This is a genomic window from Endoryza foliicola (genome assembly GCF_050589245.1).
Taxonomy (GTDB): Bacteria; Bacteroidota; Bacteroidia; order Chitinophagales; family Chitinophagaceae; genus Endoryza; species Endoryza foliicola.
In genome coordinates, this window is the sequence record NZ_JBOBEW010000003.1 from 46,158 (window position 1) to 68,791 (window position 22,634).

At 42.0% G+C, this 22,634-nt stretch carries 14 protein-coding genes; 6 read left to right on the forward strand and 8 right to left on the reverse strand.

The features are described 5' to 3' along the window. Positions 1 to 32: 32 nt before the first annotated feature. From ACQ2HE_RS07540 to ACQ2HE_RS07550, 3 genes are read right to left on the reverse strand one after another with little or no spacing between them, the layout of a single operon-like run. The gene (locus tag ACQ2HE_RS07540) at positions 33 to 905 is read right to left on the reverse strand and encodes a hypothetical protein (RefSeq protein WP_430898970.1); all 873 of its coding nucleotides are present in this window, start codon (positions 903 to 905) and stop codon (positions 33 to 35) included. Positions 906 to 925: 20 nt separating this feature from the next. Beyond that, complete coding sequence (gene odhB, locus ACQ2HE_RS07545; RefSeq protein WP_430898968.1) at positions 926 to 2,146, reverse strand: 2-oxoglutarate dehydrogenase complex dihydrolipoyllysine-residue succinyltransferase; 1,221 nt, start codon at positions 2,144 to 2,146, stop codon at positions 926 to 928. Between the two features lie 34 nt (positions 2,147 to 2,180). After that, positions 2,181 to 4,925 carry a 2-oxoglutarate dehydrogenase E1 component gene (locus tag ACQ2HE_RS07550; RefSeq protein ID WP_430898966.1) on the reverse strand — a complete coding sequence of 915 codons (2,745 nt, stop codon included), beginning with the start codon at positions 4,923 to 4,925 and terminating at the stop codon, positions 2,181 to 2,183. A gap of 261 nt (positions 4,926 to 5,186) precedes the next feature. Between ACQ2HE_RS07550 and rpsT the strand changes: the two genes are divergently transcribed. Continuing rightward, complete coding sequence (gene rpsT / locus ACQ2HE_RS07555; protein ID WP_430898964.1) at positions 5,187 to 5,444, forward strand: 30S ribosomal protein S20; 258 nt, start codon at positions 5,187 to 5,189, stop codon at positions 5,442 to 5,444. A gap of 75 nt (positions 5,445 to 5,519) precedes the next feature. Here rpsT and ACQ2HE_RS07560 read toward each other — a convergent pair whose 3' ends face one another. Beyond that, positions 5,520 to 5,969 (reverse strand): GNAT family N-acetyltransferase, encoded by a 450-nt coding sequence (locus ACQ2HE_RS07560; protein ID WP_430898962.1) that lies wholly within the window; start codon positions 5,967 to 5,969, stop codon positions 5,520 to 5,522. Positions 5,970 to 5,982: 13 nt separating this feature from the next. Continuing rightward, entirely contained in the window at positions 5,983 to 7,701 is a 1,719-nt protein-coding gene (locus ACQ2HE_RS07565; protein WP_430898960.1) for a peptidoglycan DD-metalloendopeptidase family protein, read from the reverse strand. 201 nt (positions 7,702 to 7,902) lie between these two features. Here ACQ2HE_RS07565 and ACQ2HE_RS07570 point away from each other — a divergent pair, with 201 nt between their 5' ends. The 3 genes from ACQ2HE_RS07570 (at position 7,903) to ACQ2HE_RS07580 (ending at position 10,998) form a co-directional block, all read left to right on the forward strand. After that, positions 7,903 to 8,943, forward strand: a complete 1,041-nt coding sequence (locus ACQ2HE_RS07570) for an energy transducer TonB (protein WP_430898958.1) — start codon at positions 7,903 to 7,905, stop codon at positions 8,941 to 8,943. Between the two features lie 301 nt (positions 8,944 to 9,244). Next, positions 9,245 to 10,261: an energy transducer TonB gene (locus ACQ2HE_RS07575; protein ID WP_430898956.1), complete on the forward strand. Its 1,017-nt coding sequence runs from the start codon at positions 9,245 to 9,247 to the stop codon at positions 10,259 to 10,261. Positions 10,262 to 10,326: 65 nt separating this feature from the next. Then, complete coding sequence (locus tag ACQ2HE_RS07580; protein ID WP_430898954.1) at positions 10,327 to 10,998, forward strand: toxin-antitoxin system YwqK family antitoxin; 672 nt, start codon at positions 10,327 to 10,329, stop codon at positions 10,996 to 10,998. Between the two features lie 66 nt (positions 10,999 to 11,064). Here ACQ2HE_RS07580 and ACQ2HE_RS07585 read toward each other — a convergent pair whose 3' ends face one another. The 3 genes from ACQ2HE_RS07585 to ACQ2HE_RS07595 all read right to left on the reverse strand — a co-directional run bounded on the left by ACQ2HE_RS07585 (position 11,065) and on the right by ACQ2HE_RS07595 (position 19,751). Then, positions 11,065 to 16,443: an alpha-2-macroglobulin family protein gene (locus ACQ2HE_RS07585; RefSeq protein WP_430898951.1), complete on the reverse strand. Its 5,379-nt coding sequence runs from the start codon at positions 16,441 to 16,443 to the stop codon at positions 11,065 to 11,067. 17 nt (positions 16,444 to 16,460) lie between these two features. Then, a complete protein-coding gene (gene pbpC / locus ACQ2HE_RS07590; RefSeq protein WP_430898949.1) occupies positions 16,461 to 18,788 on the reverse strand; it encodes a penicillin-binding protein 1C in 2,328 nt (775 codons plus the stop codon). A gap of 240 nt (positions 18,789 to 19,028) precedes the next feature. Next, complete coding sequence (locus ACQ2HE_RS07595; RefSeq protein WP_430898947.1) at positions 19,029 to 19,751, reverse strand: head GIN domain-containing protein; 723 nt, start codon at positions 19,749 to 19,751, stop codon at positions 19,029 to 19,031. Positions 19,752 to 19,895: 144 nt separating this feature from the next. On the opposite strand from ACQ2HE_RS07595, the gene guaA reads away from it, so the two are divergent. Together guaA and ACQ2HE_RS07605 are read left to right on the forward strand one after the other, a co-directional pair. Then, on the forward strand, positions 19,896 to 21,428 hold the full coding sequence (gene guaA / locus ACQ2HE_RS07600) for a glutamine-hydrolyzing GMP synthase (RefSeq protein ID WP_430898945.1): 1,533 nt from the start codon (positions 19,896 to 19,898) through the stop codon (positions 21,426 to 21,428). Positions 21,429 to 21,438: 10 nt separating this feature from the next. Then, complete coding sequence (locus ACQ2HE_RS07605) at positions 21,439 to 22,602, forward strand: hypothetical protein (RefSeq protein WP_430898943.1); 1,164 nt, start codon at positions 21,439 to 21,441, stop codon at positions 22,600 to 22,602. Positions 22,603 to 22,634: the final 32 nt, after the last annotated feature.

Consider the following 22,634-nt stretch of genomic DNA (forward strand, 5'->3'; position numbering starts at 1 on the left):
TTGAATCGGGCTTCTCAATTATTTGATAATAACTACTTATAAAAGTAAGTAGCCGTTTGAATACCGTTTTGAGAAACTAAGTTTGCTGAAGAAGGCTGGTTATTTGAATTGTACTTGTAGGTAGAAGCTACTTCAAAAGATTGAGGTGCACCACTTGAATAAACTGTAATATTTGTTTTCAGTACATTTTGAGAATTGGCATATTGCATATTATTCAACGCTACAGCATCTTGATAAGGAAGAGTTATAGACGCCTTTTTTCCATCGTACGTAAAGCCAAGTTTCATCAGAGGAGCCACGCCGCTACCGGTTTCAACCGACTGTGTTGAGCTGCCTAAATTGCCTGATGCATCATACGTATAATCGTAAGCAGAATACAATTCATAAGTTCCGAACGCATTTACGTAACCGTTGGCCTTGATCAACTTGCCTGCGGTATTGTAAGTCAATGCGGTACTATCATACACTTCCGGATCAAACCCGGTTTCATATGCATAAGAAACAATGGCAGTATAACGTGAAGTAGCACTGTTGTAACGAGCCTCATAAACAAGACTGTCTAATCCCGAACCTGCCAACTCACTTGTAATATAGGTGTACTTAGTAATAAGGCCTGCAGAATTTCTGTAAATGCGGAATTCATAGCTAGCCTGCATACCACCTAATGAACCCGAAGTACTTAAGTAGGTTTCTTTTATGAGACGTTTGTTAACGTCGTAGGTATATTCGGTAGTTGAAGTATCAATGGATGATGCGGCCACTACTTTGGTAAGAAGGCCTCCATTCGTACTACCGCCTCCGCCATTTCCGGAATAACCCGGGTCAGTAGAATCAACACTCAGTTCTTTCCCGCAGGCAGATAATAAAAGCACGGGCAAAGCCCATTTGATAAGATCGCGTAACATAAGCAGTTCTCGTTTAAGGTTTAAATTTCCAGCAATGCTTTCACCGGATCTTTTCCGAAAAGCATCAACTGAGGATTCTCCAACAATTCCTTCACGCGCACTAGGAAGCTAACACTTTCACGACCATCAATGATACGGTGATCGTAGCTTAACGCCAAATACATCATCGGGCGAATCACTACTTGACCATTCATAGCAATGGGTCGTTCTTCAATTTTATGCATTCCTAAGATTGCAGATTGAGGAATATTAATAATGGGAGTACTGAGCAAAGAACCAAACACACCACCATTGGTGATGGTAAAAGTACCTCCTTGCAAGTCTTCCATGGTTAATTTGTTATCACGTGCCTTTCCGGCCAATTCCACTACTTTCTTTTCAATATCGGCCATTCCAAGGCTTTCTACGTTGCGCATTACAGGAACGGTCAATCCACGTGGTGTAGAGACAGCAATAGAGATATCGCAATAATCGTGGTAAATCAATTCATCACCATCAATATAGGCATTTACTGCCGGCCATTCTTGCAAAGCGTACGCACAGGCTTTGGCAAAAAAGCTCATGAAGCCTAGGTTTACACCATGTTTCTCTTTGAACTTGTCTTTGTACTGAGCGCGGATGTCCATGATCGGCTTCATGTCTACTTCATTGAAAGTAGTTAACATGGCTGTTGTATTCTTCGCTTCCACCAATCTGCGAGAAATGGTTTTGCGGAGGTTGCTCATTTTTTCCTTCTTCACATTGCGACCAAAGAGTTCAGCACCCGGCTTTCTTCCCGGATTGCTCAAGGCAGCCAATACATCATCTTTCAATATTTTTCCACCTACTCCACTTGGAGTAACCGATTTAGGATCTACTTTTTTATCGGCAATGATAGCTGATGCTACCGGAGTTGCTTTCACATTTTCAGCAGGTGCAGAAGCGGGCTTTGGAGCCTCTGCTTTTGGAGCTTCAGCCTTGGGTGCTTCTGCTTTAGGAGCTTCAGGTGCAGCGGCAGGAGCAGCAGCTGTTTCATCAATAGAAGCGATTACATCACCAATTTTAATGGTATCGCCTTCTGCAATATTTCCCAATGTAATAACACCGGCCTGTTCAGCATTCACTTCAAATGTTGCTTTCTCACTTTCCAATTCTGCAATCACTTCGTCGCGCTTTACATAATCGCCGGTCTTCTTCGTCCATTTCAGTAAGGTTACTTCACTAATGGACTCTCCGACGGTTGGTACTTTAATATCGATCATAAAAATATATTCTTAATTAAAATTCGTTGAATGCTTAAATAGTAAATGCTGTTTCGATGATTTCTTCTTGCTCTGCCTTGTGAACTTTCGCATAACCTGTGGCGGTAGCAGCGCTCGGCTGACGACTGATCACTCCGTAATTAATTGACTTCAAGTTCATTTGCAAGAAAGAAGCGGCTCCCATGTTCAAGGGTTCTTCTTGAACCCAGAACCAAGTTGCTTTGCTATACTTTTTATACAAAGCTTCTATTTGAGTTGCAGGCAATGGATACAATTGTTCCAAACGAACAATGGCTACATCGGTTGCACCTCTTTTCTCTTGTTGTTCGGCCAAATCAAAATAGATCTTACCGCTGCAGAACAATACTTTCTTCACTTGCGCTGGATCTTTCACATACGTATCATCGAGCACTTCTTTGAATCCACCCTCTAAAAATGCAGACACCGGTGAATAGGTTCCGGGGTGACGCAAATTCGCTTTCGGGCTAAAATTGATCATTGGCTTGCGGAAAGGCCATGCCAACTGACGTCGCAATGCGTGGAAGAAATTCGCAGCTGTGGTGATATTGGTAACCACCATATTTAATTCAGCACACATTTGGAGGTAACGTTCCAAACGAGCACTACTGTGTTCCGGACCTTGGCCTTCGTACCCGTGAGGCAACAACATGGTGATACCGTTCATACGGTTCCATTTTTGCTCGCCTGCACTAATGAACTGGTCGATCATGGTTTGGGCCCCATTGCTGAAGTCTCCAAACTGAGCTTCCCACAACACCAAGGCATTAGGGTTGGCCAATGAATAACCGTATTCAAATCCCAATACTCCGTATTCACTGAGCAATGAGTTGTAAATTCTAAATTCACCTGTTGCACCTTCTATTCTGCTCAAACGATTGTAGGCAACATCCGTATTCTCATCGCGCAAAACAGCATGACGATGACTAAAAGTACCTCTGCGTACGTCCTGTCCGCTCATACGTACATCCTTGCCATCATTGATCAATGTTCCATAAGCAAGTAACTCTCCTGTAGCCCAATCAATTTTTTGCTCGGCTTCGAAGAGTTTCACTTTATCTTGAATGATCTTTTCAATTTTTTTCAATGGTTTGAAATCAGAAGGCCATGCCATCAATGCATTGAACACTTTTTCAAAATCCTCTTTTTTGATGGCGGTGATTGGACTTCTTTCAAAGTCATCGTTTGTTGCCGTTCTCAAACTTTTCCAAGCCAATTCGGGTTGCTGGTAAGTATAAGGAAGTGGATTTTGTTTTACTTCATCTAAACGTTCTTGAAGATCGCCCCAGAACTTCTGTTCCATTTCCTTGGCCAACTCTTTTACGTCCTTTTCACCCTTATCCAACAAATACGTAGTGTACACTTCACGAGGGTTGGGGTGTTTATCGATCAATGAATAGAGCTGTGGTTGAGTGAACTTAGGATCATCTCCTTCATTGTGACCATGACGACGGTAACAAACCATGTCGATGAAAACATCTGAGTTGAAAGCCTGACGGTAACGAGTTGCTATTTGCACGCATTTCACTACTGCTTCAGGATCATCGCCATTCACGTGCAATACCGGTGCTTGAACAGCAGCCGCTAATGATGTACAGTAGTCAGAACTACGCGCATCATCAAAATCAGTGGTGAATCCAATTTGGTTATTGATCACGAAGTGAATGGTACCTCCCGTGAAATAGCCATCGAGGTCACTCATTTGCAATACTTCGTATACGATACCTTGACCTGCAACTGAAGCGTCGCCATGAATCAGGATCGGAAGAATTTTATCGAAATCACTCTTGTATAAAATATCTGCTTTTGCGCGAGCAAAACCTACAACCACCGGATCAACCGCTTCCAGGTGTGAAGGGTTGGGCATCAATTTCAAGTGAATGGTTTTCCCATTCGGAGTTTTTAATTCCGAACCATAGCCCATATGGTATTTCACGTCGCCGCTACCCATGGTTTGATCCAACTTGGCCGTTCCTTCAAATTCACTAAAGATTTGCTCATAGGTTTTTCCCATGATGTTAGCGAGTACATTCAAACGACCGCGGTGTGCCATTCCAATCACTACTTCTTGAACTTCATGATCGGCAGCAGTGTTAATGATCGCGTCAAGGGCAGCAATGGTTGTTTCCCCTCCTTCCAATGAGAATCGTTTTTGACCGATGTACTTGGTGTGAAGGAATTTTTCAAACATCACCCCTTGGTTCAATTTTTCAAGAATGCGCTTTTTGGTTTCAAAGGGCATGTCTTGATGGAATTTCTGCTCAATTTCAGTAGTCAGAAAATCTACTTTCTTCTGGTCGCTAATGTATTTGAATTCAATCCCTACGTGGGAAGCGTAGCTCTTTTGTAAGTGATTGAGAATATTGCGAAGGGCGGTACGTCCTAATCCGATGATGTTTCCCGCGAAGAATTCTTTATTGAGATCGGCCTCAGAGAACCCAAAAAAGGAGAGATCGAGATTGGCTCCTCTGTCTTTACGAGTGCGAATAGGATTGGTAGTGGCAATCAAATGTCCTTTGTTGCGATACCCCAAGATCATTCGGTAGGCGTTTATTTCAGCTTTCCAATCGATATCGGCTCCGACATTCGTGCTACCGGTTGCGGTACCATTGGTGGCAGCGCCTGAATTCACGGCAAAATCGAATCCTTCGAAAAACTTTTTAAAATCTGGATCAACACTGGCAGGGTCTTTTACAAAATCCTGGTACAAATGCTCGATAAACTGTGGGTGTGACTGTGTGATGTACGAAAAATCCTTCATGAAAACATCGTCTTTTGAATGGTTTGCAAATATCGGTGAAAATGGTGGAACTCCGAGTAGTTGAACCCCTGATAATCACTATTTTTTGAAAATTTTGATAAAATGTCCAGCACCTTGAAAAACAAGGTGTTTTTAAACGAATAAAAGCCCGGATTTAGTCGAAAAAGCGCCTATTTTTGAAAAAAAACAGAAATAAACCCTGTATTTTTTTGGTAGTTCTCCTTACAGCGATTACCTTTGCCGTCCTAAATTTTAGAGTTCATGGCTAATCACAAAGCTACCCAGAAGGATGTACGTCAGGCTGCAAAACGCCGCGATAGAAATAAATATTACGGAAAAACAACCCGTAATGCGATTCGTGATTTGAAAGAAATCAAAACGGCAACTGAAGCGGGTGCTAAATTGACTGAAGTATCTTCTATGATCGATAAACTCGCTAAGCGTGGCATCATCCACAAAAACAAAGCTGCTAACTTAAAGAGCGGTTTGACGAAGCGTGTGAATGCGATCGCTAAGTAAGCAGTCTATTCGAGGTTGAAAAACTCGTAAACCAATATTGATCCCGCTTTTGGCGGGATTTTTTTATTGTTGCTCCTACCCCTTGGTGTAAACCTCTTTGTTGTGGCATTCCATCCATTTCTCCGGTTGGGCTATTTCTTTCCACCCGTATTGACGGTACAACCCATGCGCATCACCGGTTAATAATATCCATCTTCGAAGTCCTTGTAAGGATGGGTGATTCATGATCGTTTCTACCAGCCATTTTGAGAGTCCCAATCCCCTACACTCCTCTTCAATGTAAACATCTCCCAAATAAGCAATGGTTGCATAATCTGTAATGACCCGAGCAAATCCGACTTGGCGGTCTTCATGGTACACACCAAAGCAAAGAGACTGCTCAATAGCCTTCGCCACAGTTTCTTTGGGGATATGCAAACTCCAATAGGCTTTCGTAGAAAGAAACAGGTGCACGGCATCCAAATCAATTCTGGAGCGATCGGTAGAAAGATCAAAACCGTTCTTGTGGAGTGTTATTTCTTGCATGCAGATATACCTTTTATCGTGCAATCAATACCTTCTTGGTAAAGGGCTGGTATTGATCATTGCGGAATTCCAAGAGATACACGCCTGAAGCCAATCCTGAAGCTTTCAGTGTGAGTACTTGCCCTATTGTTCCCGCTATATTCCAAGATTTCACTACCTGTCCTTGACTGTTTCGTAGGTATAACATGCCTTTTGAACTAGCCTCTAACAGTTGTACTTGAATGGACGAATTAGAAACGGTAGCAGCAGTAAAACCACTTGTAGATCCATTCTTCGCCACTACCCACTTTGAATATTTTACGGCACCATTTTTACCGACCATCTTAAGTCGATAATATGCAATGCCCGGCAAGCTTTGTTCGTCAGTAAACTTATAACTGTTTTGCAATGCTTGTTTCACGGCTACTTTACCAATACTAATTCCTGATCTTCCATCTTGCCCTCTCTCAACTTCATATTCTTGGAGTTCTTGATCGTTCACTACTTCCCAACTCAACTCATTTTTTTTATTTGAATTGGTACTTACTTCAAAACCCAATAAATCAAGAGGCAGCGAACTCAAGGTTACAATAAAGTTTGTTGACTTCGTGTACCCGGCATAGCTAGCTTCGTATCGCCAAGAGCCTGCTATGGCGTTTACGGGTAACACTACATTGTAATATGCAAATGAAGTATTGTCTGTGGAAGTGAATGTTTGTGTCCATTGTGAGTACAGATCGTTGTTAGCATCATACACGCGATGCGTTACTGTTTGCCCTGAAATATTATCTCGATAATACGCCGCCACTTTCAAAGTATTGCCCGGCACAAAAACAGTTTGCACATTTACCTGCTCGTTTTCCGGGCATGCTGCCATAACCGGCGCTAGGCCATGTGTCATTACTTTTAAAATAGATGAAGCTCGGTAAGCTTCTTGAGTTTCCCACATGGTTTGACCACTTGCAATAGTGGTATTACAGGTTCCCATCCAAGGATCGATGGGTTCTCCGTTGGTATCCTGCCAAATTTCAAAATGCAGGTGGGGTACTCTAGAACGACCGGAACTTCCAACTATTCCGAGATACTCGCCCTTTTCAATTCGAGCGCCAATAGCTTTTGTTGTGATGGTATTCCTTTTCATATGAAGGTAAACTCCAACAGTGCCATCGTCGTGTAACAAAAAAATCTGATTGGCCTCACAAGGAGCCCCGCCTTGACAATTGGTAAAATCACATCCATCTACATTCGATCGATTGTAGCCATTTCCTTCAATGATGTATCCGGCAGCAGCTGCCACAACTTCCACAGAATTATCATTCATTCGCGTCCAAGGAAATGGAAAAATATTGATATCTGTTCCGGTATGATTGTAGTCGCCATTGTATTCCCAAGTGCGGGTACCGCAGTTGAAATCACGCAATTGACCTGCTGCGGGGTTATGATCCATGAAAGCTTCCATGGCATAGTACCCTGAGTCTGTAAATGCGGTAGCCCTTTTGAGAGGCATCCGAAGAGAGCTATAGGTAATTTGAGGGCTTATAGGTGCCGCGGGAATAACGCCACTTGCCCTTAAAGATGCAACAGATTGCTTCAATCGATACACCCATAATTTTTTGATAGCAGGATCCATCTGGTCGGAAGGCCCGGAAAGAAATGCTCCTCCCCCGTCGGGTATTCGATTTTCAACAACTTGTGAATACCCATTTTGCAAGGAAAGTGCAACAACAAAAAAAGATAGTATGGTTTGTCTCATGGATTCGGGGAAAAGCGAATGGCTTAACAAGTGTAAAATTACCGCATCCTTAAATCTAACAATGTCCGATAGCGAGAGTTATTTTTCCACAAACATCACTGATTGTGCAAAACCCTACACATAAAAATTTCCTAATATTTGATTATTGAAAAACAGCCCTCTTTTATTTTCTTAATTTGACAGTCTAATTCTTGGCACCGAATGAGAAAACCTTTACTCCTTTTACTCCTTACAATCTTTCTGAACAGCGGCTTTTCGCAAAAGAACGACACGTTGAGTGTATTTATGGACGCCGACTTCAAGAACGCTACAAAAGCTGCATCTTTCTATAATGGAATTGCCTTTCGGGTAGGAAACCAATGGTTTCAGAAATTTGTATATCCCAACGGCCAACCGATGATTAAAGCATACTTCAAGGAAAAAAGCCGTCAAACAAAAAATGGACCTTATGTTTTCTATCACGAAAATGGCCAAAAAGCGGATGAGGGAACTTTTATAAACAACGTGCAAGAGGGCATATGGAAGTATTACTATGCTTCGGGAAAACTAAAGGATTCCGGCATGGTTGTTCACGGAAGAATGGCCGGAACATGGACCAGTTGGCATGAGAATGGGCAAGTGAAATCAATAGCGAACTATCCTAGTTATGATAGCTTGGAGAAAGCTTCAAAGACAGTGGTCATTTTTTGGATAATAATGAATGAATATCCATCCTCCTCATTAAACGGGGATTTTATAAGTTATCACAGCAATGGACATCTTGATTCCAAAGGAAGCTATTTGAACAATCAAAGAACAGGTTCATGGGAATTCTACTATGAGAATGGAGAAATCAGCACAAAAGAAGAATACAAAGAACAAAAATTAGAATCATTGGAATGCTTTGATAGTACAGGATTTAAAACGCACGACCATTGTGCATTAGAACGCGAGCCTTATCCCATTTTAGATGAACGCACCGATTTCAAAACCTATATGTACGATCACATTACCTGGCCAAAAGAATTATTGAAGCAAGCAATTGATGGAGTTGTATTTGGAGAATACACTATTACCCGAAATGGCGAACTCATTGATTTTAAAATAACGAGTAGCGTTCACGAACTGCTATCAAAAGAAACAGAGCGCTTTTTCAAGAGCCTCAAACAATGGGTGCCGGCCGTTTCTCATAACAGAAATATCGATTATACAATGAAATTTGTGATTCCCTTTAATAATTCGGGGATCATCGGCCGAAAATAATTCGCAGGGAGGTGTTCATCTATTTGTAATAGAAATGCCTCCGCCTTTAGGTTGAAAGTATGGTAGCAGTGGGTTCAGCCATTGAATTACAATCATTAAAGGGTTGCGCATAATGTGTTCAAAAGCAATACCTATCGTCATAGTAAACTCATGATTTAGAACTAGAGTAGCAAATTGTATGTTGAAAAAGGAATCATTCATCTCAAAGAGGAGAATAGCATGTTAAAAACTTATTCAATCCAATTTTTATGAAATCGGACAAAATAAATAGTTTCGATTCATTGTACTGACAATCAAACGCATGAAAAAAACACTACTCCTTCTTTTTATCTTAAGTAGTTACGCATCATTTTCTCAAAAAAATGATACGTTAAGGAAATACTTTGACGCGTCATTTCAGCCGACTTCAAAATCAAAAGCTGCCATCGCCGGTCTAGCAATTCGGTCCGGAGATCACTGGTATTTGATAGCAGTTTATCCAAATAACAAACCCATTCTAAAAGCATACTTCAAAGACCCCAATTTAGAAGTCAAAGACGGTCCTTATTCTGTGTACTATGAAAACGGAAACAAAGCTAGTGAAGGTAATTTTATCAATAATTCTCGCCAAGGCGTTTGGAAATTTTACTACCAGTCAGGAGGCATGAAAGATTCGGGTATGGTAATTAATGACCAAATGACCGGTAGCTGGAGCAGTTGGTATGAAAACGGTGGATTAAAATTCGAAGCCGGTTTCCCCGATCCCGACAGCATTTATGCTTCATCTAAGCCACTAATTGTAAAAGAAATTCTACACAACAGTTTGCCTGCATTTTCGCTGCATGGAGGCTGGACCAGTTACTTCCCCAATGGAAAAATCGATTCAAAAGGTTCATATGTCTACAATTTGAAGGAAGGAAAATGGAATTACTACCATGAAAATGGAAATTTGAGTACCATTGAAGTTTACAAATCCGATAAAGTAACCGCTATGGAATGTTTCGACAGCACAGGTACCAAAACCGGCGATTTCTGTAGCATTGCTAAAGCCCCCTACCCAAATTTGGATCGATTCACTGATTTCAATACGTATATGCTCGATAATATTTTCTGGCCCAAAGAGCTTCTGGATAAGAACGTGAGCGGAATGGTAAAAGGCAGATACACGATCACTAAATTGGGTGAGTTTAAAGATTTTGTGATTACGGATAGCCCCCACGAACTTTTGTCGAAAGAAACCGAGCGCTTCTTTAGAAGCCTCAAGCAATGGTCACCGGCCGTTTCACACAACCGAGCGATCGATTTTACCGTAAGTTTTGAAATACCATTTGTAAAATAACGATGCTGCAGTGGTTGCCCATATTGTTACTTAAATCCTTCTTTGTTTCAGACTCTTCCGACACAATGAAGTACGTCTATTTCAATTCTAATTTTGAAGCAGAAAGTGAAATGGAGTATGTGACCTTTATGGGTTTGCCGAAGAGACTTTACAAAAACAAGTACGAGATTACATTCTACACCTTAGACGGAAACAAAGTTGCTTTTGGTGAATACAAAGGACACGGACTTAAAAACAAAAGCGGTGTATTCGTACGCTACTTCCCCGACGGATCGGTGGCTTCTACTGCTGTTTTCAAAAAGAGCCTTTTAACAGGTGTTTACCAACGCTATTTTAGTAATGGAGTTTTAGCAGATTCCGGATTGTTCTGGAGAAATTATAGTAAGGGTATTTGGAAAACATGGCATTACAATGGCCAACTCATGAACATCCGGAATTATACCATCAGAAAAGGTAGGGTCAATATTAACAGTCTACTCGACGGAGAATACAAATCTTGGTTTTCCTCCGGAAAACTCAAAGATTCCGGCTTTTTCAAGCTTAATGAGCGCGAAGGAGTATGGCTGGAATATTTGGAAGAAGGGGAAATAAAATCGATCGGTCAGTACAAGAACAATTGGAAAATTGGAGATTGGAAGTTTTACGACAAGAACGGCAAACTACTCTATCTGAGGCGCTACAAGAAATACCGATACGATGCCGTTGGCGAACGCATTGAAATCAAAACAAAACAGTAGTCAGCGAATAAAAAAGGCGGACTGAACTTTAAAGTTCAATCCGCCTTTTGATTTTATCCATCTCACTTATTTTACGATCCGAATGCTTCCGGCACCGTTGTATGAATGGTATTCTCCTTTATACATAGCGTCAGCGGCTGCAGGAGCCAATTGGTACACTCCCGGAGAAACAGCCCTTACCGCATAGTAATAAGTTTGTTTGGTATTGAACAAGTCGAGGAAGAATAAGATACGATCATCCCGAACGTCTAAGGCCGTAGGCGTCGCCCCATCTTTGATCCAATCCATTCCGGGAATTTCTTTTGTTCTTGGGTTTTCTATTTCAAAACCGGCCGGCAGTAGATCAGTAATTACAATTTGTTCTACAGGCTTGTTATAGGCTTGTTCAAGAGTCAATTGAACGATGATCAAATCATTCTGCTTGAATTGATTTCCTTGGATAGGCTTCCCAAATCGATCAAAGAACTTTCTGCGTACTTTAATAAATTGATCTTCTTCTTTGTAGTTCCCCGATGCACTTACTCCTTCTACTTGCCAAAAATAGTAAAGCTTTCCATTCCCTTTAGTTGTGAGCATCACCGTTCCACCACCTGTTAGCTCTTTGTTATCAAAACTAAGAGAGCTAGTGGCATTTGATGCAAGTGCTTTGCCATTTGCTCTCAAATCGTAGCTAATATTGGTTCCGTTTGCCGCACGTGCCATCTTACCAAGTGCTAAGAAACTAAAGGCACATTCTTGGGTAGTATAGTACACCCTACTGCTCAATTGCTGCGAAATATGCTGCGCCATCAAGCCTACCTGCGGATGATTGGGCATTACTTCCACCAATGCATTCAGAGCAATTCCCTCATCTCGAACATCACTGTAAAAACTACCACCCGATTGAGCTACAGAAATTTCTCCGGAAAAACTATTAGGAAGTAACTGTTGAAACTTCTCTTTATCGCCTGCCAATGCATAGGCAGCACTCAACAAGTATTTACTATCCAAACTCAATAATTGAGGGTTTGATTTATAATAGTTCATGGTGGCAACATTCGGCTTACCGGCCAAAGACAATACATACAAGCTATAGGCTACTTCCTTCGGAGCGATCTTCTTTTCCTGATTTTGGTTGTAATAATAGGTAATCAGTTGACGGCTCTTAAGTCGATTGTTTAAGTACGACAAAGATGCATCCATCATTTTCTTATCTACTTCAAAACCGGCCTTTTGTGCCTCCAATAGGAAATGAGCACCATAAACCGAAGCCCACCAATGCGCGTCTACTTCTCCATCCCATAATGTAAAGCCACCATCGTATAACTGACGCATTTTTAATTTTCGAATGGCTTCTTGTACGGCTGCCCCGGATGCATTTCCAGATTTGGTTCCTTTCCATTGTTGCCACAAATCATCGAGGTACAATTGAGGAAATGCAATAGATATTGTTTGCTCTGTACAACCGTATGGATATTGTGTTAAATACTGCAATTGCTTACCCAGATTGAGTGCCGGATTCTTACTCACCACTAACTTGTATTTTAAGTTGGATGGCAACAAATCGCCAGGATTCAATACAATATTGGTGGTACTTCCACCATTCACCACACCGGCACCCGTTCTCGATTGAAGCGGTGATAAAGGTCGAACTCCAATATTGATGGTTTCGTCTACTTTCACATTCCCTCCCTGAGCCGAAATGGTAATATCAGATAATCCTAATGACTGTGCTACAACGGTAAACAACACATTGGCTTCCCGTTGAGCAGGAATAGAAACCTGTTGCTGTTTGGCACCAACTACCGCAACCGGACCGGTACTCTGAATTTGGGCGGTTACCGTAATAGACTGATTGGTAGTATTGCTAATAGTAACAGGAACGCTTACACTATCTTTTGGACTTAAGAATCTTGGTAATCCCGTACTAATAACCAAGGGATCAGCTACAGTCATGGGTTGTGAAGCGGCTCCAAAACTTTCGTTCTTATAGGCCATGGCCATTAATCGAATTTGCCCACTGAAGGCCGGAACCGGCACATCGAAACTGGCATTTCCACTACCATCTGCTTTTACAATTCCACTCCAATATGAAACCAGTTTAACACGCTTAGCAGGCATTGGATTGGTTCTTTTGCTCAATTCCAAATCGCCGTCACCACCGGTACTGCTCAAGCGCGCTTTTAACTCAGGGAATAAAAGTGGATACATATCGAATGACTGAACGGCAAGCGCACGCGCGGCATAGAAATATGTGAACGCATCCGGTGTAGAAAAATCAGTCACTTGAAGGATACCATTGTCAACCGCAGCCAAGGTTACTTCACTACCGGGCGCGGCTTTCACTACAATTCGTTGCGTTTGTTTACTGCGAATACTGGCCGGCGCTTCAATTTTCACTGTTTGTTGGCGTTGATCGGCTGCAACCTTCACTCGTCGAAATCCATGCGCTACGGTTAAAGGGATACTCGATTGTTCGTGCGGCTTCACCAAGGTTGCTGTTATATACACATTTGGCAAGTACTCTTCTTTCACTCCTAAATCAACCGACACTGCATTCTCCGGTACTTCCACAAATTTATACTCCAACAAATGATCGGTTTCAACAGTTACGAGCATTCTTCCACTAAAGGGAGTTTTAAATACGGCTTTCATACTCTCGCCGGGTTTATAGGATTCCTTATCAAGAGAAATATCGATCGCTCCGTCCGGATTTACATCAAAACTCGATGCACTGATTCCCCAAGACCCATAACTATAAAATTCCTTTGAAACATAGGTGCTGGCACCTGGCAAGAACAAACGAATTTCATAATCGCCCGATTGTTTAGGCACATAAGTAAAGCTTGAGCGTTCTCCATTGATCGCAATATTTTGTTCCATCAATACTTTCGATTCTTTTTGTGATTCATACCTGAAATAAGAATCGGCTCGAACCAACACTTGCTTGTATTCCTTCTTCACCACCATAATCTTGGCAGTAACAGAAACAGGTTGGTCTTGTTTGTTTACCGCAACAACCGGGAAAACAATGGGTCTGTTCAGTGCATAATAGTTGATCCCATCGTCTTCAAGTCCTAGGAATGCCGCTTGGGTATAGATATCCGCTGCTGTCATTCTACTAACCGGACGACCGGTTTCATCAAATACAGTAGTGTACATGGAGGCTTTCAACCAACCATTATTAGCGAATTCTGTGGGCACTGCATAAGTTTGAGATGCTTTTCCTTCTTCATTGGTAGTGCCCTCTTCTACAATTTTATCGAAGCTGAGTTGATTATTGCTGATGCCAAAATCATAAGAAGAAAAACGTTTGGAACTGTAACGTATGGGCTTCACTTGAACTTCCCATTCGTATTTACGGTTGGCGGCGGGCGGCCCAAAGAAATTCAAAGCTTCAATATCAAGTTTAGCAGATTGTCCCGGCACCAAACTATTCGATGAAATTTTCGTATTCACTTTAATACGATCAGGCATAAACTCTTCTACACTGAAAGTTTTAGAAGTTAGAAACACATTGGTAGAAGTATAGAGTTCCAAAGTATAGGTACCGGTGATTGCCGCTTCGTCGAGTGCTAAACTACCTTCAACGGCTCCTTGTTCATTCAATGTTTTACGAATGGTTTTTAATTCTTTACCATTAGGCAACAACCACTTAAACGTAACAGGGATGGTTCCGGGAATTTTCCAGTTCACATCTCGAATAAGCGTATTGTAATGAATGGTTTCACCGGGTCTGTAAATATCACGCTCCGGATAAATAAACGCATCCCATCCACTTACATTGATACTCTTTCCTCCAATTTCAAATCTTGATGTATTTACCGAAGTGGTATTGAAAGGAAGGTAGTTGAAATCCTGATCTGTTTTGGCAATGATCATTGCGGGATTGAATCCATTTTGATCGCGCTTGATGTAATTAATTGTGGCCACTCCATCTTTGTCGGTTGTACCTGTTCCAAGCACCTGGTTATTGGCGCCATAGGCAACAATATTTACACCACTTAAACTCTGAGCTGTTTTTATGGAATTGGCGAATACTACAATACTGTTATTTCCTTTCTTAGCAATCAATCCAATATCGGTGAGTGAAATGAATCGTGCATCGGAAACCCAATAGTCGTTGGGCGAACTGATCTTAATATGATAAATGCCTTTAAAGTCGGAGAGAACATTATCCGGATTAAACGTATACAAACGTGAATTGCCGAGCTTAGGCAGTGTTTTGGTATCAATTTCTGCTTCATAGATAATATCACCCATTACAAAGTCGGAACCCGACCCTGATTCATAATAATAGTCATCGTAACCACCGGGGCTATACCCAAATCGCTGAGATGCTAAAATATTCTGTTCATAAATTTTAGAGATCACCACTTTTACCTTTGGTAAGTTGGTGATTTGAACTTCCAAATTTTTGCTTCCACTTGCACTCAAATACACCGCCTTGGTTTGTCGAAAACTAATTCCGGGCTCCAATTCTCCAAAAGCGATGGGCTTGGCATAATCTTCTTTTAAAGTTCCGCCAATCACGCCTTTCAAACCTTTACGAATGTTCAACGTGTAGGAAGTGTTCACATCAAAATCATTGCTTGACAATTCAAGACCATCGTCGGTTTGATTGAACTGAAGTGGTACGCTCGGACTCACAGAAATATAATCGGATAGCTTGGTTGCGCTGATGTTTTGTGAAGATCGAATGGTAATGGTTCCGGTTACTCCGTCATGATCAGCAACCACATCATTGATCATCAAATTAAAGGGAGAAGGAATGAGAAAAGGTACTGAAATCTCCTTCTTCGTAGCATTGCTTCCACCCTCGGGCAACAACCCTGAAGGAAGTTCCAATTTGGCTTCAATATCGGCATCCGTCCAGTTGGAACCGTTGATCAATACTGAAATATGCGCATCTGCTGCGGCGGAAGTAATGGAAAAAGACAGTGCTTTTTCTCCTGCTTTTAGTTGCAGCTTTTCTTTTATCAAAGAAGGTTGAACCGGATAGTTGAAATACAAATCCAATTGTGGTTGCGCTTGGGTAGGTTTGTTTTCAGGAGCCACCCACTGTACCATTTGATCTACCAATTGCAGATCGGGTGTATGAAAACTACAATCGTCGCAAGCTTTCACTGACGACTCTTTCGAGTAGGTCAGCAATTCTTTGTTCAATTTGAAGCTGTAGTTGGTAGCAGGTGCCAATGGTTGAGCAGGAGAAAACACGAGTTCATCGGGCTGCTCCCAACGAAACCTACCTCTAATAGCGGGGTCAAATTGAATAAAAGGCGTGGAATCCCATTGCTGAAGCAAGGAATCGGGCACTAAGGCTTTGTTGAAACGAAAGCTCAAATTGGTGAGCACCGGCACTTCGTCTTTGGCATTTGTTTTATCCAATTGAACAGCGCCGGTTTTACATGCAGCCATGGCAAAGGCAAGCATGATGGTAAGAATAAGGGTTGAATGGTTACGCATATAGTTATTATAAACTTTTAAAGACTTACATAAGACACATCAATGGTACAATTCACATTTCTTCCTTTATCATCGGTACAGGATACTTTGTTTTTTCCGGGATCAGGAACGAAATACAGTTTTGAGCCGGGAGCCGCCTCTTTGTAAAAGCGATCGTTCACATACCAATACACGCGTGCTACATCATTGGCAACTTGACAAGATAATTGCAAGGGTTCTTTTCTTTTGGTATTGATAATGTACTCATGTCCGTTTTGAGGGGCTGTTATTCGAGGAGCATTCGATTTGAACACGCGCTCACAATTTGGATTGTGAGGCGGTATTTGTGCGAAAGCTACATGATGATCGAGGTAATACTGTTTTAACTCCGGAGCCAATACAGGGAATAATTTTGAAACATAGCCGGAGGCGGGTGCGCATGTTTTGCAATACGAAATCCGATTATCAATTGATACCATAATTTCTTCTTTCGATTTGCAATGTTCTTGAGATGAGATCAAGGGAATAAAGTAGTCGGTTACCAAGTGTTCACAACTCGGTTCCGGAAGCAGTCCCGATTCGCCACACACTTGTCGCCAAGCGCAAGATTTCGGCATGTTGAACCAGGCTTCGTCTTCGTCGTAACTAAACGTATTGAACAATTGAAACAACAAGGGTGTAGCAGTATTGGCGCCGCTCAATCCGGCCACACCGGTTCCATTAAAGTTTCCTAGCCAAACACCAATCGTATACTTACGGTTATATCCGATACTCCACGCATCGCGTCTGCCATAAGAAGTCCCGGTTTTCCAAGCAATTTTGGGCATGTGTTCAGTACTTTGCCAATTCAATGGAAAATCGGGTCTATTTACTTTTGAAAGCGTTTCATGCAACATATAACAGGCTGGTTCACTTAAGACCCTAATTGGTTTTGCTTGTTTCAAAGAATCTTCGCGGGTTAAAATTGGGGGAAGGAACAGACCATTATTAGGCAAAGCGCTGTACAAAGAAGTCAATTCCAACAAGCTTGCGCCACATCCTCCTAAAACCAAGCTCAATCCAAGTTTCTTTCGATCTTTTTGAATCTGTTTCAGCCCACCCTCACTCAACTTATCAATAAATGCCTCCGTTCCAATTTTATTGAGCATGTTCACAGCGGGAATGTTCAAAGAATGCTCCAAAGCATATTCGATGCTCACTTTGCCATTAAACTGCTTGTCGTAGTTTTCAGGCGCATATCCGCTATAACTTACAGGCACATCCGAAACTACTGTCTTCGGCGTTACCAGTCCTTCATCGAAGGCCATTCCATATAAAAACGGCTTAAGCGTACTGCCGGGTTCCCGAATGGCACGCACTCCATTTACCTGACCTGCATCAATAGTGTCTTTAAAATTGGCTGATCCTAGGTATACCAACACTTTACGCGTTTCATTTTCTATGACCACAACGGCAGCTTGGTGAATGCCTAGCTGTTGTTGGCCTCTCACGTAATCGGCCACTATTTTTTCTGCCTGCTGCTGCATTTCCAACCGTGTTGTGGTAACTACATTAGGATTGGTTGATTTGCGAAGTTCAGCAGCCAGGTGCGGTACGAATTTAGGACCGATGTTTCTAGAAGCCAGCAGGGGTTCATCTAAAGCGTCTTTGATCTCTTTTTCAGAAAACAACCCCGACTCTTTAAATCGAACCAACCACTTGTTTCGTTCGGCAACAATTCGATCGTTGTTTTTGCCTATAACCAAACTTGAAGGTCGGTTAGGGATGATCGAAAGCGCAGTGATCTCTGCTAATGAAAGATGATCCGGATTCTTGTTGAAATAGATCCAAGAAGCTGCCTTCATTCCCTCGATATTGCCGCCATAGGGCACCAAATTCACATACATTTGAAGGATCTCGTCTTTGGAATAATTCCATTCTAATTGAAATGCTCGAAACACTTCAACTGCTTTGTGCCAATACGTGCGCGACTTAGGCTCCAGCGCACGCGCAACTTGCATGGTGATGGTACTGGCGCCGGAACTTCTTCGGCCCGTTAGCAGGTTCTTAAAGAAAGCCCGAGCCATGGCAGCCGGATTGACTCCCGGATGGTAATAAAAATATTGATCCTCTTTTTCAATGATGGTCTTCTTCAGCAGGGGAGCTATTTCATTCAATTCAGTGTACATCCGCCATTTCTGATCGGGACTTAAATAGGCATGTAACAACGCACCTTTCTCATCTTGGATAAGAGTTGAATAGGTAATAGAAACTCGAAGGGGAAATAGGAGATTGAGAACTATAAGCAGTAATACAAAAATGACAAAACCGATGCCCCATTTTTTGCACCGGTTTAAAAAACGAAACAACCTGCCTCGATCTGCCATAAATGTAAATGTAGTATTACAGATGACATGAAGTTGAGGCAGGTTGTATGGTGTGAAAAAAAATTAATAAATGGATGGCGGGAACTGTGTGTATTGTGTTTTTGGTGTTAGGCGTTAGGCTTTTTTTGACCACAGATTCGCACCGATTAGAACGAATTGACACAGATTAGCCGCTGATATTCAATTAACCTGACTGCCGGCTGTTTTATTATTAATTCTTCATTATTAATTATTAATTAATTAGTCCGCTTTCTTCACACTTCCCGCTCCGGAAACGTGCTGACTAATATCTGTTGCGCCACCGCGGTATTGAACAGAACCGGCACCGCTTACGCTCGCATCTAATTTAAGACTCGCGAATACATCGGCATCACCGGCACCTGAAATATCAACTTCTACCTCTTCGGCTTTTAAATCAAAGCAATGAGCATCGGCAGCGCCTGTTAAATTCAACTTCACCTTTCTTGTTTCACCGGTTAACTTCACGGTTCCTGATCCCGAAATTCCCGCTGATACCTCTGGAGCATCGATGTCCATCTTCACTTCACCGGCACCTGATATATCGAATCTGATCGGTGTTTTATTTACCAATTTTTCTTCGCCAATGATATCACAAGCACCTGAAACTTCAATACTCTTGTAATTAGGGGCTGATACAAATATTTTCAAATGACTGCTAGGTCTTAAATTCACTCCATTCTTGGTTTTAACTTCTAGGGTTCCACCGTGTTCTTCAATTAAAATGTATTGTAAGAGGTTGTCATCTCCTTCCAATTTTACACTGAATTGAGAGTCTTGTGAAACATACACATCAAGGGCTCCACTCACATCTACCGCGTCAAATCCTGAAACATTTCTTGATTGGGTGGTAATATTCCCGTTTCCTTTGATTCTCTTGCCTCCAATAAAGGAACAGGAAGCGACGAAACTGATAACAAATAAGGCTAAAATGATCTTTTTCATGACTGGTTGGTTATATAGTGAAAGGTATTAATTCTCATATAATAGGACGCCGTTTTTTGAAAAACGTTACACTATTCTCAAACTTTCCCCAAAAGGCCCCGCCCGCCTCGGTCTAACCCTGAAATTAGCTATCTTTGCGGCACCATGACAGAAAAGATTCTTATTCTCGATTTTGGCAGTCAGTATACTCAATTGATTGCCCGCGCTGTACGCGAAGCCAATGTTTATTGCGAAATCATCCCTTATCACAAGCCCGTTGTTGCCGACCCGGCCCTAAAAGGTATCATTCTTTCCGGTTCTCCCTTCAGTGTAAACGAGCCCAACGCTCCTACTGTAGATATCGCCGCACTGCACGCTCAGTATCCGGTTTTGGGGGTATGTTATGGTGCCCAATTGACCGCCAAACAGTTTGGTGGCGATGTGGCAAAATCAAATAAAAGAGAGTACGGACGTGCTTTGATGCAAAAAGCACAATCCGACCAACTCATCGATGATATCACTCAAAACAGTCAAGTTTGGATGAGTCACAGTGACTCCGTACTTCGCTTACCCGAGGGTTTTGAAGTTTTGGCCACCACTGAAAGCATCCCCTACGCCGCTTTCAAAAAAGTAGGCGCCGGCAATGCCCTCTATGGGGTACAATTTCACCCCGAAGTGTACCATTCTACTGAAGGTAAAAAGCTGATTCGCAATTTCTTGGTAAATACTTGTGGTTGCAGTCAAGACTGGACCCCGGCGCACTTTATCACCGATACCGTAGCCGATTTGAAAAAACAGATTGGTGACCGCAAAGTGATCATGGCATTGAGCGGCGGAGTAGACAGTACTGTTGCTGCTACTCTCATCCACAGAGCTATTGGCGACCGCTTGTTCGGCATTTTTGTAGACAACGGTGTATTGCGAAAAGACGAATTCCAACAAGTATTGGACATCTATAAATCTATTGGCCTCAATGTAAAAGGGGTAGATGCAAAAGACCTTTTCTACAAAGAACTGGCCGGCAAAACCGATCCTGAAGCAAAACGCAAAACCATTGGAAAGCTCTTCATTGATGTGTTTCAAGAAGAATCCAAGAAAGTAGAAGGAATTGGCCTTTTAGGTCAAGGAACCATCTACCCCGATGTAATTGAAAGTGTATCGGTTCATGGACCTTCCGTAACCATCAAAAGTCACCACAACGTAGGTGGCTTGCCCGATACCATGCATTTGGAACTGGTAGAACCCCTGCGTTTCCTTTTCAAAGACGAAGTACGCAGAGTTGGTGCCGAATTAGGCATTCCTTCCGATCTTTTACAACGCCATCCGTTCCCGGGACCAGGCTTAGCCATCCGCATTTTGGGGGAAATTACTCCGGAAAAAGTGGCACTTTTACAAGAGGCCGATTATCGATATATTAAAGGACTGAAAGACTTTAATTTGTACGATCAAGTATGGCAAGCAGGAACCATTCTGCTTCCGGTTAAAAGTGTGGGCGTAATGGGAGACGAAAGAACCTATGAATTTACAGTAGCCTTACGTGCAGTAACTTCAGTAGATGGAATGACAGCAGATTGGGCGCACCTCCCTTATGATTTTCTGGCACACATTTCGAATGAGATCATCAACAATGTAAGAGGCATCAACCGTGTGGTATATGATATTAGTAGTAAACCACCTGCCACCATTGAATGGGAATAAATAACATAATATGATTCGAGCGCTTACCATATTTATTGTTTTCAGTGTTCTTATTGCTCACCATGCAATAGCTCAAGACAGCACCGGTAAGCGACGGATTGCAGTATTAGCCCCTCTTTATCTCGATACGTTGGTAGACGCCAATGGAAAACCGAAATTCGACAAAACCGTTCCGACTTATTTACTACCCGGATTGGATGTAGTGTCGGGCTTGCAACTGGCGGTGGATTCCCTTCAAAAAGACAGTATCAATTTAGATATCAAACTTTGGGACATTAAAGACAAAAAATACCACCCTTCGCTGCTCGGTGATTCAGTAAAGAATATTGATGTATTAATTGGCTATGTGAGTTTGAATGAGGCGGCAATGTGGGCGCGCTACGCAAAACAATGGCAAATCCCCTTTATCAATCTCAACCAACCTAATGATGCGGGTGTCACAGGCAACCCTTATTACTATATTCTTAATCCAACATTGGGAACACACGTTAGCAATATCTATAAACACTTGCAGAAAAATCATCCGTTACAACCCATTGTTTATTTCAAAAAAATAGGTGCTGCGGAAGACAAACTTTTACAATTCTTCCAGCAAGCAGAACGGAGTACTTCGGGTATTCCCTTGAAAATTAAATATGTAACGCTCACCGATACGCTAAGTGCTGATCAATTAGAAAGATATTTAGACAGTACTAAAAATACGGTTTGTATATCCGGAAGCTTAGACTTAAAATTTGGTGCCACTTTCGCGAAGCAATTGGCCTCTCTATCGAAAAAATACAAAGCTACTTTGGTAGGAATGCCCAACTGGGAGTCGATTGATTTCTCAAGAGCTCAATACCGTGGCATCGACATTGTATATGGCCTTGCCACACACTTTTCAAACGACAACTTGGCTGTTCAGTACTATCAAAAATCAATCAAAAGCAAATATTTTGTTACGGGATCGGAAACAGTGCTTCGCACTTTTGAAACAGTATTACTCACAGCTTTTGAAATAACTCAACCTGCCTATAAAAAAAGCAGTTCTCTCTTCTACGCTTACCCTAGTCTATTCGGTTCAATTGATTGGGCTCCGGTAAAAAATAGTAAGACCGGCGCTACCGATTTCATAGAAAACAAAAAAGTAGTTTTCATCAAGAAAACAGACGGCACCACCACTCGCTTGAATTAATCAACCTTTTCTTTGTTATGTTGTTATTGTGG

What these genes read in the sequence shown, in the direction of transcription:
- ACQ2HE_RS07540 (WP_430898970.1), bottom strand. Translation starts at nt 905, where the DNA reads ATGTTACGCGATCTTATCAAATGGGCTTTGCCCGTGCTTTTATTATCT.
- odhB (WP_430898968.1), bottom strand. Translation starts at nt 2,146, where the DNA reads ATGATCGATATTAAAGTACCAACCGTCGGAGAGTCCATTAGTGAAGTA.
- ACQ2HE_RS07550 (WP_430898966.1), bottom strand. Translation starts at nt 4,925, where the DNA reads ATGAAGGATTTTTCGTACATCACACAGTCACACCCACAGTTTATCGAG.
- rpsT (WP_430898964.1), top strand. Translation starts at nt 5,187, where the DNA reads ATGGCTAATCACAAAGCTACCCAGAAGGATGTACGTCAGGCTGCAAAA.
- ACQ2HE_RS07560 (WP_430898962.1), bottom strand. Translation starts at nt 5,969, where the DNA reads ATGCAAGAAATAACACTCCACAAGAACGGTTTTGATCTTTCTACCGAT.
- ACQ2HE_RS07565 (WP_430898960.1), bottom strand. Translation starts at nt 7,701, where the DNA reads ATGAGACAAACCATACTATCTTTTTTTGTTGTTGCACTTTCCTTGCAA.
- ACQ2HE_RS07570 (WP_430898958.1), top strand. Translation starts at nt 7,903, where the DNA reads ATGAGAAAACCTTTACTCCTTTTACTCCTTACAATCTTTCTGAACAGC.
- ACQ2HE_RS07575 (WP_430898956.1), top strand. Translation starts at nt 9,245, where the DNA reads ATGAAAAAAACACTACTCCTTCTTTTTATCTTAAGTAGTTACGCATCA.
- ACQ2HE_RS07580 (WP_430898954.1), top strand. Translation starts at nt 10,327, where the DNA reads ATGAAGTACGTCTATTTCAATTCTAATTTTGAAGCAGAAAGTGAAATG.
- ACQ2HE_RS07585 (WP_430898951.1), bottom strand. Translation starts at nt 16,443, where the DNA reads ATGCGTAACCATTCAACCCTTATTCTTACCATCATGCTTGCCTTTGCC.
- pbpC (WP_430898949.1), bottom strand. Translation starts at nt 18,788, where the DNA reads ATGGCAGATCGAGGCAGGTTGTTTCGTTTTTTAAACCGGTGCAAAAAA.
- ACQ2HE_RS07595 (WP_430898947.1), bottom strand. Translation starts at nt 19,751, where the DNA reads ATGAAAAAGATCATTTTAGCCTTATTTGTTATCAGTTTCGTCGCTTCC.
- guaA (WP_430898945.1), top strand. Translation starts at nt 19,896, where the DNA reads ATGACAGAAAAGATTCTTATTCTCGATTTTGGCAGTCAGTATACTCAA.
- ACQ2HE_RS07605 (WP_430898943.1), top strand. Translation starts at nt 21,439, where the DNA reads ATGATTCGAGCGCTTACCATATTTATTGTTTTCAGTGTTCTTATTGCT.